Source organism: Fibrobacter sp. UWR3, from assembly GCF_900143055.1.
Classification (GTDB): domain Bacteria; phylum Fibrobacterota; class Fibrobacteria; order Fibrobacterales; family Fibrobacteraceae; genus Fibrobacter.
This window is the reverse complement of the sequence record NZ_FRCW01000009.1, coordinates 132,966-146,082: the sequence shown is the minus strand read 5'-3', so window position 1 is coordinate 146,082 and position 13,117 is coordinate 132,966. Positions and strand designations below refer to the sequence as shown.

At 56.3% G+C, this 13,117-nt stretch carries 11 protein-coding genes; 5 read left to right on the top strand and 6 right to left on the bottom strand.

Features of this window, described 5'->3' with window-relative positions; genetic code table 11:
• Positions 1–87 precede the first annotated feature (87 nt).
• Positions 88–2,349, bottom strand: a complete 2,262-nt coding sequence (uvrB, locus tag BUA44_RS12125; RefSeq protein WP_072812414.1) for an excinuclease ABC subunit UvrB — start codon at positions 2,347–2,349, stop codon at positions 88–90.
• Positions 2,350–2,430: 81 nt separating this feature from the next.
• Here uvrB and BUA44_RS12120 point away from each other — a divergent pair, with 81 nt between their 5' ends.
• Positions 2,431–2,700 carry a hypothetical protein gene (locus BUA44_RS12120; protein ID WP_143151984.1) on the top strand — a complete coding sequence of 90 codons (270 nt, stop codon included), beginning with the start codon at positions 2,431–2,433 and terminating at the stop codon, positions 2,698–2,700.
• Between the two features lie 116 nt (positions 2,701–2,816).
• Here the strand turns inward: BUA44_RS12120 and BUA44_RS12115 are convergent, their stop codons facing one another.
• From BUA44_RS12115 to BUA44_RS12095, 5 genes are all read right to left on the bottom strand, one after another.
• Positions 2,817–4,001, bottom strand: a complete 1,185-nt coding sequence (locus tag BUA44_RS12115; RefSeq protein ID WP_072812479.1) for an acyltransferase family protein — start codon at positions 3,999–4,001, stop codon at positions 2,817–2,819.
• 130 nt (positions 4,002–4,131) lie between these two features.
• Positions 4,132–4,788 (bottom strand): MBL fold metallo-hydrolase, encoded by a 657-nt coding sequence (locus BUA44_RS12110; RefSeq protein ID WP_072812410.1) that lies wholly within the window; start codon positions 4,786–4,788, stop codon positions 4,132–4,134.
• Positions 4,789–5,164: 376 nt separating this feature from the next.
• Positions 5,165–6,619: a cysteine--tRNA ligase gene (cysS, locus tag BUA44_RS12105; protein ID WP_072812408.1), complete on the bottom strand. Its 1,455-nt coding sequence runs from the start codon at positions 6,617–6,619 to the stop codon at positions 5,165–5,167.
• Between the two features lie 71 nt (positions 6,620–6,690).
• The gene (locus BUA44_RS12100; protein ID WP_143151983.1) at positions 6,691–8,367 is read right to left on the bottom strand and encodes a carboxypeptidase-like regulatory domain-containing protein; all 1,677 of its coding nucleotides are present in this window, start codon (positions 8,365–8,367) and stop codon (positions 6,691–6,693) included.
• 75 nt (positions 8,368–8,442) lie between these two features.
• A complete protein-coding gene (locus BUA44_RS12095; protein ID WP_072812404.1) occupies positions 8,443–9,276 on the bottom strand; it encodes a TIGR02147 family protein in 834 nt (277 codons plus the stop codon).
• A 347-nt stretch (positions 9,277–9,623) separates the two neighbouring features.
• On the opposite strand from BUA44_RS12095, the gene BUA44_RS12090 reads away from it, so the two are divergent.
• The 4 genes from BUA44_RS12090 to BUA44_RS12075 are packed head-to-tail and all read left to right on the top strand — an operon-like array spanning position 9,624 to position 13,116.
• Positions 9,624–10,259: an NADH-quinone oxidoreductase subunit B gene (locus tag BUA44_RS12090; RefSeq protein WP_072812402.1), complete on the top strand. Its 636-nt coding sequence runs from the start codon at positions 9,624–9,626 to the stop codon at positions 10,257–10,259.
• 6 nt (positions 10,260–10,265) lie between these two features.
• Positions 10,266–10,868: an NADH-quinone oxidoreductase subunit C gene (locus BUA44_RS12085; protein WP_072812400.1), complete on the top strand. Its 603-nt coding sequence runs from the start codon at positions 10,266–10,268 to the stop codon at positions 10,866–10,868.
• Positions 10,865–12,058: an NADH-quinone oxidoreductase subunit D gene (locus BUA44_RS12080; protein ID WP_072812398.1), complete on the top strand. Its 1,194-nt coding sequence runs from the start codon at positions 10,865–10,867 to the stop codon at positions 12,056–12,058. The genes BUA44_RS12085 and BUA44_RS12080 overlap by 4 nt, the downstream gene beginning before the upstream one ends.
• Entirely contained in the window at positions 12,055–13,116 is a 1,062-nt protein-coding gene (locus BUA44_RS12075; protein WP_072812396.1) for an NADH-quinone oxidoreductase subunit NuoE family protein, read from the top strand. The genes BUA44_RS12080 and BUA44_RS12075 overlap by 4 nt, the downstream gene beginning before the upstream one ends.
• Position 13,117: the final 1 nt, after the last annotated feature.

Genomic DNA, 13,117 nt, shown 5'->3' with positions numbered 1-13,117 from the left:
ACATGACGAATGTGAAAAATCCCGCGGAGAAATTCGCGGGATTTTTTTATGGGAGATCCCCGGTCAAGCCGGGGATGACATGAGGGTTTATTGCATGCCGCGGATGATGTCGCGGAGGCGTGCGGCTTCTTCGAAGTCGAGTCGCGCGGCGGCTTCTTTCATCTGGCGCTCGAGGTCGGCAAGTTTTGCCGATAGATCCTCGCCTGCGCGAGGATGACGTGTTGCGGTGGCGCCGACGGCCGCGCTCAGTTTGGCGTTCTCCGCGCGCTTGGAGTAATTAGAACCTTGCTTTCGTCTTTCGTCTTTCGTCTTTCGTCTAGAACTGGGCTGCAGCGGTTCCATCGGGCGGATGCCCGGTTCCCCATTTGTCATCCCCGCGAAGGCGGGGATCTCCTCGTCCTCGTCGACGGAATCGTCGCCGTCTATTCCCAGCGGGTCGTTAATCCTCAAATCCTCTTCAATCTTGCGGGTCACGGACTTCGGCGTAATGCCGTGTTCCTTGTTGAATTCTTCCTGCACGCTGCGACGGCGGGCGGTTTCGGTGATGGCCTTTTCCAGGCTGTCGGTCATGTTGTCTGCAAAGAGCAAGACTGTGCCGTTCACGTTACGGCTCGCGCGTCCCATCGTCTGGATTAAACTGCGGTAGTTGCGCAGGAATCCTTCCTTGTCGGCATCGAGAATCGCGACCATGCTCACTTCGGGCAGGTCCAGGCCTTCGCGCAGCAGGTTGATGCCCACCAGCACGTCAAATTCTCCGGTGCGCAAGCCCCGGATGAGTTCGTGACGTTCCAAGGTCTTGATATCGCTGTGCAGGTAGCGCGCGCGGATGCCCGATTCTACAAAGAAGTCGGTGAGGTCCTGCGCCATCTTCTTGGTGAGGGTGGTAACCAGCACGCGGTCGCCGTTCTTGACGACCTCCTCGATGCGGTACAGGAGCACGTCCATCTGGCCCTTGATGGGGAACATCTCGATTTTCGGGTCCAAAAGTCCGGTGGGTCTGTTAATTTGTTCGGTAACGACACCGCCCGTCTTGGTAAGTTCGTAATCGCCGGGAGTTGCAGACACGAAAAGCACTTGCTTCGGGTACATGTACTCGAATTCGGCGAAGTTCATGGGGCGGTTGTCCAGCGCGCAGGGGAGGCGGAATCCGTACTGCACAAGCGTCGTCTTGCGGCTCTTATCGCCTTCGGCCATGCCGCCTACCTGCGGAATACTCACGTGGGATTCATCCACCATCAGGAGCCAGTCGTCGCCGAAGTAATCGATGAGCGTAAACGGGCGCGTACCCGGCGCGCGGTTCTCGATAATGCGGGAGTAGTTCTCGATGCCGCTGCACATGCCGGTCTCGCGAATCATTTCCATGTCGTAGCGGGTGCGGCTGCTGAGGCGGGCCGATTCCAGCACCTTGCCTTCCTTGTCGAGTTCCGCAAGGCGCTCGGTCAGTTCCACTTGCATGCGCTGCAAAATTCCTGCGCGGCCTTCTTCCTTGGTCACAAAGTGCTTTGCCGGAGCGATGGTCATCTCGTCCATTTCCTGCGTGACTTCGCCGGTAATGATGTTGAAGCGAACGAGCCTGTCGACTTCATCGCCGAAAAGCTCGATGCGGAGGCCTTCTTCGTCGTAGCTCGGGTGAATCTCAATCACGTCGCCGTGCACGCGGAAGCTGCCGCGATCCAGGCTGAAATCGTTTCTCGTGTATTGAATTCGCACGAGGTCATGCAGAATCTTGTCGCGGTCGTAAACGTCACCCTTTTTGATGCGAACCATCAAGTCGAAATATTCGCTCGGGCTTCCCAAGCCGTAGATGCAGCTTACGGAGGCAACGATAATCACGTCGCGGCGGGTGAGCAAGTTCGCGGTGGCGCGCAGGCGGAGCTTGTCAATCTCGTCGTTGATGCTCGCGTCTTTCTCGATAAACGTGTCCGTGTGCGGAATGTACGCTTCGGGCTGGAAATAGTCGTAATAGCTCACGAAGTATTCCACCGCATTGTGCGGGAAGAACGCCTTGAATTCCTGGTAGAGCTGCGCCGCAAGCGTCTTGTTGTGCGTGAGGATCAGCGTCGGCTTGCCCACGTTCTTGATGACGTTCGCCATCGTGAAAGTCTTGCCGGAACCCGTGACGCCAAGCAGCGTCTGGAACTGTTCACCGTGCTTGAAACCTTCGGTCAGTTCTTCGATGGCCTTCGGCTGGTCGCCCGCTGCACCGTAGGGGCTCACGAGCTCGAAGTTCGCGCGGGTCGGCGACTGGAATTGCTTCAGCTTTCCCGGCAGGCTCTGCTCGGGCGGTAGCGGTTTCGCTATCGGTTTCGCATACGGGTCAGGTGTGATTGTCTTGCGTGCGCGTGCCATATTTCTTTGCGAAAGATAGAAAAAGTCAAGCCGAGAACTAATCGCGAATGGCCGATGACTAAAAATTCTATATTGCGCCGCATGCACTGTAACAGAATTCTCGGCACGACACATCACGGTACTTACAAGAAAGTCGTTGACGTTCCTCTTTTGCACGAGGAACTGACGGCGCGTTCTATCCGCTGCATTGCCCGCGATGGAGTCGAGGTGGAAATCGAACTGAACGAGGATTTGCAGGAAGGCGATATCGTGGCGGAGACGGAGCAGAATGTTTACGCCATCAAGGTGTATGTGCCGAAAAAGAAGCCCGAAGAGGTCGAGCCCGTTCGCCAGTGCAAGAGCTATCTCTAGTTTTTTTAGTGGCGCGGAATGCGCTGTTTGCGGTTAAAGGATGCGCGCGAAATTTGAGTATAAAATGCGCGGGCTAGAGTGACGCAGTTTGATGTGTCGGCAAGAACTGCGCGGCCCTAGTCCTTGATGTTTAGGCTCTCGCGGACGCTGATTTTTTGTTTGCCGAGCAGGCGGTAGAGCTTGCAGCGGAACAGCGGAATTGCCCCGATAACCACGATTGCAACCACAGGGATGGCGAGGTAGGCAATGCCCGGCTTGTTGAACGTGTCGCGGAAGAGCAACCGCATGACGAGCAGGGTGTACCAGTGAACGGCGAGAATCACGAGAGCGTTGCGCGAGATGTTGCGGAGGATTCCCTTGATGATGCGGAATGGCGCAATGTTTGGTAGTTTGTCTGCAAATATGAATGTGGCGACAAGGCCAGCGATGCCGAAGAAGGAACTGGTGAGGAATACGGGGAGGGATTTCCCGAGATCGTTGTTCATGATGCTGAAGTTCGGGTCTGGAACTTCGAGGTATGCGTAGGCGGCGAATGCGACGATGGTGGCGGCGACGAGAGCCAAGATGTTTTTGCCTCGAACGTCATCCCCGCGACCTGTGGTGAGCGTCGCCGAACCAAGGCGGGGATCTTTCAACGCGCCCTTGCACAGCCAGCCGTTCGCGAAGAAGAAAAGCACTGTCAAATCGCGCTCTATCCCGAGCGGCAGGCGGATGTGATTGACATACAGGAACCAGCCGCCTGCGAGACTTGCGATTGCGGCAAGTGCGGTTACCCCCGCTGTCATTCTGGAGCCCCGTAGGGGCGATAGAATCTCGGATATCTTCCTTGCGGCACATTGCACCCCATAGAACAGCAAACTTACCGAGTACAGCGTGAACACGAACCACAGCGGCCCCGACCCGATGGAAGATTTTCCGGCCACAAATATTTTTGCGAGGTTCCAGTAGATATAATCCCATACGGTCGCGATTTCGGGCTTGATGTTCATGACCGTCATGCGCGGCGCCTTCGGGAACAAGTCAAAGTTGTAGAGCACCGGGTCCAGCGCCAGAAACAGGAGAGAAAGCAGGATGTAGGGGACGAGCAAGACGCGCGTCTTGTGAACAAGGTAGCTTTTGAAATCAGGAAAGCGCCGCGTGCTGAATAGCATTCCTGAGATGAAGAAGAAGGCTGACATGCGGAGCGCACTCAGGCGGAGCATTCCCATTTGCGCCTGCGGGAACGATTGCTCCACGTGATAAAGGCACACGAGCAACAACACGAATCCCTTGAACTCGTCAATCCACCCAATTCTTGCCATCGCCTTGTCACTCATTCCTATACCCGCAACTGTCATCCCCGCATTTTCTTGTCATCCCCGCTATACGATACTTGGCAACTTGTTGCCATAGTAGAGTTATCCTCTTTGAGGAGAAGGCGGGGATCTTCAATCAATACCACCTTCTCTCATCCCCGATCGTAGTCATGGGCCCGTGTCCGGGGAAAACCACCGTCTCTTTCGGGAGCGTGAGAAGTTTGCTCTTAATTCCGCTTACAAGTGCGTCGTCGTCCCCACCGAAGAGGTCGCTCCGGCCTCTGCTCCCCGCAAACATGATATCGCCGGGGAACAGCAGGGGAGGAACATCTTTCTGCCCGTTCACTTCGCCCGGGTTTTCGCAGTAAAACGCGATGCCGCCGGGGGAGTGGCCCGCGATGTGGAAAACCTGCAACTTGATGCCGGGTACCTCGACGGCATCGCCCTCGGCAAGGTAGTTGCCGAGTCCGGGCGAATGTTCCCGCAGCGGGAGTCCGAACATCTGGCTCTGCTCTTCCTGCAGGTCAAGCAAGAAGGCGTCTTCTTCGTGAGCCTCGGGTTGCACGCCGTACTTGCGGGCGACAAACGCATTGCCCAGCACGTGGTCCAGGTGCAGGTGCGTATTCAGCAGGTGGCGCACGGTCAGGTTGTTTGTGGCAATATAGTTCGCCAATGCCGCTTCTTCGCGCTCGTTGCTGACACTTGGGTCAATCAGAATCGCATCGCCGGCGTCGTTGCTTAAAACGAAACCGTTCACGCCGAAGGGATTCACGACAAATTGCTTGATAACCATGTAAGACAATATAGAAATGTTCTCTTTTTTTAAAGCCCCCTTCCTTTAAGGCGAAAGGCTGGTGCTGGAAAGGCCTGTATTACATACTAAATTGTCTCTGTTGTGCAAATAGTATGTAATCTGCCGTTGCTGTTTTTCTTGCTTACATACTAAAAGCTTTTTTTCGGGGGAGTGGTATGTAATATTTGTCGCCATTGCTCCCTTTTTGATACTTTTTGAGATGAAAGTAAAAGAAAAAGCCTAAAACATGTCGTTTTAGGCTTCAAAAAGAATGAATTTTACATACTAAAACCTGCGAAATTGTGGCTTGGTATGTAACCCTTTGGGGCGGTAGCTCACTGTTGCAAACAAAGTAATCGCAGGTGGCTTTGCCGCCCTACGCCTTGATTTCCCAGGTCGTGCCTTCCTTGCTGTCCTTGATGACCACGTTCATGGCGGCGAGTTCGTCGCGGATGCGGTCACTTTCGGCCCAGTTCTTGGCGGCACGGGCTTCCTTACGGGCGGCAATCAGCGCTTCAATCTTTGCAACATCCACGCCATCGTTCGCGCCCTTCTTCACGTATTCTTCGCGCGGCTGGTCGAGTTTCAATCCGAAGATCTTGTCGAAGTCGGCCACGAGTGCCGCCTTCTCGCCGTCATCGATATCGCTCTTGAGCATCGTGTTCATGATACCGAGGGCGCGCGGCATGTTCAGGTCGTCGCCGATGGCGTCCTTGAATTCCTGCTGGAATGCCTTGGCGGCTTTGCTCGTAATAGCGGTGGCCTTACCGATCAGCGGGTCCGTCTTCTTGTGCAAGCTCTTGAGGCCTTCCTTCGCGCCTTCCAGGGCTTCCCACGTGAAGTTCAGGTAGTTGCGGTAGTGGCTGCCAATCGCGAAGAAGCGGTAGTCGAGCGGGTTGAAGCCGCGGTCCATCAGGAGAGATACCGTCAGGAATTCGCCGCTGGACTTACTCATCTTGCCGAACTTCTGTTCGGTCGTGCCGTCTTCGAGCTTTTCTTCGCTTGCCGTACGGAGAAATTCACCGTGCATCCAGAAGCGGGCGAACTGAACGCCGTTCGCGCATTCGCTCTGGGCGATTTCGTTCGTGTGGTGCACGCGGATGTGGTCGGTACCGCCGCAGTGAATGTCGAGCGTGGGGCCGTTGTACTTCATGGCCATGGCGGAGCATTCAATGTGCCAGCCGGGGAAGCCAACGCCCCACGGGCTGTCCCATTCCATGGCGCGCTTCTTGTCCTTCGGGCTGAACTTCCACAGAGCAAAGTCGGTGGCGTTGTGCTTTTCGCCCATGTCGATGCGGCTACCCTTGCGCAGGTTTTCCACGTCGAGGCGAGCGAAGTCGGCGTAACGCGGGAACTTGAGGCTGTCGAAGTAGATGCCGTCGCTGGTGCGGTAGGTGTAGCCCTTTTCTTCGAGGGTCTTCACCAGTTCAATCTGTTCCTGGATGTGCTGCGTTGCAGGCGTCCAGCGGGTCGGTTCCTGGATGTTGAGACGGTGCCAGTCGGCCATGAACGCGTCGGTGTAGAACTTCGCGATGTCCCAAACGGACTTGCCTTCGCGGGCGGCTCCCTTTTCCATCTTGTCGTCGCCGGAGTCGGCGTCGCTGGTGAGGTGGCCCACGTCGGTGATGTTCACGATGTGGTTCACCTTGTAGCCGTAGTACTTGAGCGTGCGGACCAAAAAGTCTTCAAAAATGTAGGTGCGGAGGTTGCCGATGTGGGCGAAATGGTACACCGTCGGGCCACAACAGTACATGCGCACGGCGGGAACGCCTTCGGGGAGTGTGAATACTTCTTTCTTGCGCGATGCGGTGTTGTAGAACTGTAGAGCCATTTTAGCCTCCGTTAAATGCGGCGCGACATGCGCCAAGCGGGGGCAAATATAGAAAAGTTAGGCGAACTAGTCTACTTTTGAAGTTCGTAGAATGCCATGAGCCATGCCTGGAGGCGGGTCCAGTCCTTTTCGCCGTCCTTGCGGATGTAGCTACCGGGGAGGAACACGACGAAGTCTTCGAGCGTGTAGTCGCCGGTACGGATTCCGCGGATTCCTCCGTAGAATTCCGCTGCGGGTTTCAGGTCGGTGTCGTGGACGGTCTGCCCGTCGATGGCGATGGTTAGGTGCTTCTCGTAGATAACAAGAGAGAAGTGGTGCTTCTTTCCGTCGAAGAATTTTGTCTTTCCGTATATTTCGCTATTGGCCGAATCGGCGCTAGCCTTGAGCATGGTGCACACAGATTGCGGGTCGCTTTCGCACTGGGCTATCTTGAAACCCAGCGTGTCGTTGCCCGCAGAGAAGAGAACGGGCTTCGAGTCGGTGTCGATATCCTTGGTGTCGATCCAGAAGCTGACTGCGAAACTGTTTTCTTGCCAGTTGTAAGAACCTGTTTCCCTGCAGTTGTCTACAGCAACTTCCGTGGCTACCGTATTTTGCTGACGCTTGTACATAACGCATGTCTTGAGGGTGACGCCGTGCGTGTTGAACAGCGTGTCTTCGAACGTGGTCCCGGGTTCTATGGTGGCATAGAGGTGTTGGATGTTGGGGTAGATTTCGTCAGCGATGTAGCCGCCCTGTAGCCAGCGGGCTGTTAGCGTATCCTTGCCGATCGTGCTGACGGACATCCAGTAGCGGGCTTCCTGCGTTTCGCCTTCGGCCTTCAGCGAGAAGATGCGGTTGCCGAACTCGTCGACGAGCGGATCGGGGGTGTTGCCGTAGTCGTCATTTTCCGGGTAATCGCCGACCTTTGTCGAAAGCTTGTAGGGAATGAACAGGGAATCCAGTGTGGGTTCGAGCCCGAGGGAGTCGAGCATGTGGAGTGCGCGTTCGGGGATAGCGAGCCTGATGGAATCGACTGCATAGCCGCCGCCTCCCACGCCCCAGAAAAATGTGCTGCCGGGCTTGAGTTCCAGGGTGCCCCCCGCTTCTTGTGCCTCTCCTTCGTGCCAAATCCATTTGGCCCCGATTATTCCCGGGGGGACGCCTTCGATGGTGAGGTAACCGTTTTCGAGGTCCTCTTGCGTGATGGCCGCGCAGACGAAACTTCCTTCGAAGCAGATGGAATCGGCGTCAACATCGTGATAATCGCGCAATTCTGCCGTGGCTATGTTGAGTGTCGCCGGTTCGCCGATTTCGATATTTTGATGGACGATGCTCGAATCACGCGAGGAGAAATAATGGTAGTCGTAAATGAAGCCGACCAGCGTATCTTCCTTGACGGTGGCCTTTGCGAAAAGCCTTGCAGTGCATCCGTGAAGCCGGGTGCAATCGGCGATGCTGTCGAACGCGAACGATCCGTCGTCATCCGAAAGGGTGGAGTCGAGGATTGTGGTGTGGTGGGTGAGGGTGTCATCGCCCGTGTAGTACACGAGTGCCTGCGGGATGGGCTTGCCGTCCGTCCCGTTCACGATGCCGGTCACCTTTACGTAATCCGATTGGGCCGTCTGCCCCGATTCCGTCTCGGAAATCACGCCCGCGGTGTCCGTGCCGTTGCTGCATGCGCTGAGGAGCGCGAAAACCGCCCCCGCGAACAGGATGACACTAGGACACATCTTTCGTCTATCGTCTATCGTCTTTCGTCCAAACATAAAACCTCTTCTAGATCCTTCGACTTCGCTGCGCTTCGCTCAGGATGACGTAGGAACTTATCTTTCGTCTATCGTCTATCGTCTTTCGTCTAAAAGTGAGAACAGGTGGATGTTCATCTGGTAGACGCCGTCGGCCTTTTCCTTGTCTTCGCCGATGATGCGCCTTGCCTTCGCCTTGAATTCCTGCAGTTCGGCCTCGAGCTTCTTGTACGCCTCGCTCGAGATGCTGAACGTGAGCGTGCTCATGACGGTCGGCTTCTTGGGCGACGTGATGAGCGCCTGCTTCGAGAGTTCGAAACACTGCAGCTGGTACTGCTTGATGAGTTCCGCGTTGTTGTACGGCCCGCTGCTGATGCTTTCCTTGGTGGGTTTCCAGAAGCCTTCTTCGTTCTTGCGGGCAAGCCCGAGGCGTTCCAGCAGGGCGAGCGAATCCTTCAGCTTGCCGAGAGGGACCTTCGGGAAAATCCTCTTCTGCACGGGCGCCATGTCGTCGCCCACGTCCATCGCGTCCAGTATGGCGAAGAGCGCGCTGTGGTACCAGCGGCTATAATATTCGTAGGCGTCTTCATTTAATATATGCTGCGGGTTCGGGTGCAGTTTCAGCAGTTCCTGCATCGCGGCGTTGCGGGCGGCGTCGTTTTTCGCCTGGTCGAGTTCCACCATCGTCTCGAAGTACTTCGCCTCTTTCTTGTCGAGTTCGAGGATTTCGATGAACTTTGCCACCATGCGGGGGCTGACCTTCTTGCCCCTGAGGACATCGGCAAAGTAACTGCGGCTCTTCTCGAGCCCGAGCAGGTTGCAGATTTCGGTACGCGTAAAGCCCGGTTCCGCCTGTGCGCGGGCGGTCTGGTATTCTTCCAGGAACTTGCGGAAGTGCGTAAACTGGTATATGTCTAAAAAGCGATTCATGCGTTGTTAGTTATTGGTCATTAGTCATTGGTCAATAGTCAATAGTCGGTGGTCAATAGTAGATGGGTGTTGGTTTTTGGCCAGTAATCTTGGGTCCTTAGTTATAAATATACATTTTTAAATCGGGGAGTGAGAAATATTTTGAGAACATTTTTTGTAGTGGCATGGCCGTGGGCGCTCCCGGGGCGTTACAAAACGTGAAATATGTCGTAACGTATTGATACTCTTAGGATTAACAGAAAATTATAAGCATTCCGTAATGGCAGACGGGGCTCCGTTTGGGCGGGAAATTCCGCCGATAATGGCGTTTTTTCTATCTTTTGGCGCGAATTTTATGAGGTAACATCATGGGTAATGAGGCAGAAAAGCCGAATATCATAACGACCTCCCTTGACTTTTTGGTCAACTGGGGCCGTACCAATTCCCTGTGGCCGTTCCCCTACGGTACGGCATGTTGTGCAATCGAGTTCATGAGTACGGAAGTGGGCCGCTACGACCTTTCTCGTATCGGTTCAGAGTATGTGCGTTTTACGCCCCGCCAGTCCGACGTGCTTTTGGTCGCTGGCACGATCACCTACAAGCAGGCTCCGATTCTGAAGCGTATCTACGAGCAGATGGCCGAACCGCGCTGGGTTATCGCTATGGGTGCGTGCGCTTGCTCGGGCGGTTTTTACGACTGCTACTGCACTGTTCCGGGTATTGACCACATTATCCCGGTGGACGTGTATATCGGTGGCTGCCCCAGCCGTCCGGAAGCGTTCTTCGATGCCATGTTCGACCTGCAGAAGAAGATCAAGGACGAATCGTTCATGAAGCAGCGCGCCGAACAGGTGAAGGACCAGCTCGAGATGATCAAGGCGAAGACTGCCGAAGCCAAGGCCAATGCGAAGGCCTTTGCCCAGGAGAAGGTTACCGACATCAAGGACTTCGTCGTGGAAAAAGAACAGAACCTCGTAAAGAAAGCCCAATTCTGGAAGGAGTAGAAGATAATGACTGCTGAAGAAATCTTCGCTTGCCTAGAAGAAAAGTTCGGCGCGAAGCGCGAGACGCTCGACAAGTGGGGCGTGACCGCCGTCGTGAGTGCCGCCTACCTGCGCAATGCGGTGCAGTTCCTCAGGGACGAAACCGCCGTGAAGTTCGACATGCTCGTGGATATCGCGGGTATCGACTACCTGACCTACCCGAACCACGAGGGCCCGCGTTTTGCGGTTTCTTACTCGTTCAAGACGGTCGCCGCCCCGTGCGTGCGCGTGCGTCTCAAGGTGCTGGTCGGGGAGGATTCCCTGAAGGTCCCGACCATCAGCGACCTGTATGCGAACGCCAACTGGTACGAACGTGAAGTCTACGACCAGTTCGGAATTGTGTTCGAAGGCCACCCGGACCTCCGCCGCCTGTTGAACCACGTTGAATTTGTCGGTCACCCGCTCCGCAAGGACTACCCGGCCCAGAAGCGCCAGTGGCTCTCGACGAACGACTACCTGCTTCCGGAACTTGAAAAGCGCCTGCAGGACCTCGGTTACAGGGTCATCCAGCGCAGCAAGGAAGTGGAGACGAACGATAACGAATTCTTGGAAGGGAGTATCAAGGAATGATTGTACTGGATAAGAATGGCGATAAGCTGAACCTGATGCCCCTGAACGTGGGCCCGAGCCACCCGGCCACTCACGGCTGCTTGCGCTTTTTGGCCGCGATGGACGGCGAGACGATTGTCGCGAGCGTAGAAGAAATCGGATACCTGCACCGCGGGTTCGAGAAGATGGTGGAACGCGGCACCTGGCAGCAGGTGGTCCCGTATACCGACCGCCTCAACTACTGCTCGGCCATCATGAACAACATCGCGTACTGCCGCGCTGTGGAAAACATGTTCGGCGTCGAGATTCCGGAACGCACGAAGGTGCTCCGCGTGATTGTGAACGAACTTAGCCGTATCAACGACCACTTCGTGTGCGTCGCTGCCGCATTCCAGGACCTGGGCGGTACGACCCCGTTCATGTACGCGTTCAACCCGCGCGAAGAAATCATGTGCATCTGGGAAAAGCTCACGGGTGCGCGCCTTACCAACAGCTTTGCCCGCATTGGCGGCCTCTACCGCGATAGCTACGAAGGCTTTGAACAGGATGTGCTCGCCGCCCTCGATTCTACCGAGAAGGCCCTGAAGGACCTGCACGCCTGCTTGGACCGTAACCGTATCTTCCTCGACCGTACGGTGGGAATCGGCAAGATTTCTGCAGAACGCGCCATCAGCTACGGCTGGACGGGCCCGTGCCTGCGCGCTTGCGGTGTTGCAAGTGACCTGCGCAAGGACGAACCCTACTACGATTACGAGACCTACGACTGGGAAGTCGTGGTCGGCACCCAGGGCGACTGCAACGACCGCCTGCAGGTGCGCCTCGCCGAAATCGAGGAATCCGTGAAGATCGTGCGCCAGGCCCTGAAGCGCCTCGCTCCGGGCCCGGTCGACATCGTCGACCCACGCATCCGCGTGCCGGCGCACAAGCTTGCCTACCAGGACATGGAAGGCCTTATCGGGCGCTTCAAGAGCGTGTACGAGGGCATCCGCGTCCCCGAGGGAGAATACTACTGCGGGAGCGAGTGCGCGAACGGCGAACTCGGCTTCACGATTGTTTCTGACGGCTCGGGCCATCCGTACCGCATCAAGGTGCGCCCGCCCTGCCTCACGCAGTTTGCCGCATTCCACGAACTTGTGGAAGGTGGCCAGCTTGCCGACTCCATGGCCGTACTTTCGGGCCTCAACATCATTGCTGGAGAACTTGACCGATGAGAGAACATATTCAAGGTGCAGTCCAGTTCGTTTCGAACAACCATTTGAAGTTTGATGGTCCGAGCGAAGCTATTGCGGCTCTTCCGGATCCGGGTCAGACTTTTGGCTATGTGAACAAGCCTGTTCCGCAGCCTGCCCCGAAGGAAGTGCTTGCGAAACTCGATACTCCCGAAATCAAGGAACGCTGCGCGGACCTGCTCAGCCGTTACCCGGTGGGCCAGGGTGCACTCCTCGAAGTGCTGTGGCTCGTGCAGGGCGTGTTCGGCTGGGTGCCGACGGAAGGCATCCGCTGGGCGGCCAACGTTTGCGGTTGCGCTCCGGCCCATGCGCTCGGTGTTGCGACGTTCTATACCATGTATAACCACGCCCCCAAGGGCAAGTTCCTGCTGCAGTTCTGCCGCAACATCAGCTGCTCCATCAAGGGCGCCCAGCCGCTCATCAAGTATGTGGAAAACAAGCTCGGCGTCAAGAGCGGCGAAACCACTCCCGACGGCATGTTTACCGTGCTCCAGGTGGAATGCCTGGGTAGCTGCGGCAACGGCCCGATGATGCTCGTGAACGATGACTTCGCGACCGACGTCGTGGACGGCGAACTCAAGATGAAGCGCGGTACGACCCTTACCGAAGCAAGCATCGATCGCATTATCGACTGGTGCAAGGCTCACGTGAACGACATGCCGAAGCACGACGTGCTTGGCGGTGTGGTGAAGGGTCACTGTGGTCACCCCGGTGCTCCGGGCGCAACTGCCAAGCCGCAGGTTGCCGACTACGCTCCGCCTTCTCCGGTGTTGAACGTGAAGGCCGAAGCCGACGAGACGGGTGCCACCCTCACATGGAAGGGCGCTCCCGAATTCACGAAGATTGTGGTGGAAAAGAAGAACGGCTCTTCTTGGGTCGCGGTGGGCGAGCCCGGCGTGAAGGACAAGGCTTTTGTGGATGCTGCCGGCAAGGTCGGCGATATCTACCGCATGATTGCCACTTCGGGCGAACGCACGGCCAAGCCCTCTAACGAGGCCGTGACCACCCAGAAGCCGGCTCCGGTCGAGGAGGCTAAGTAAT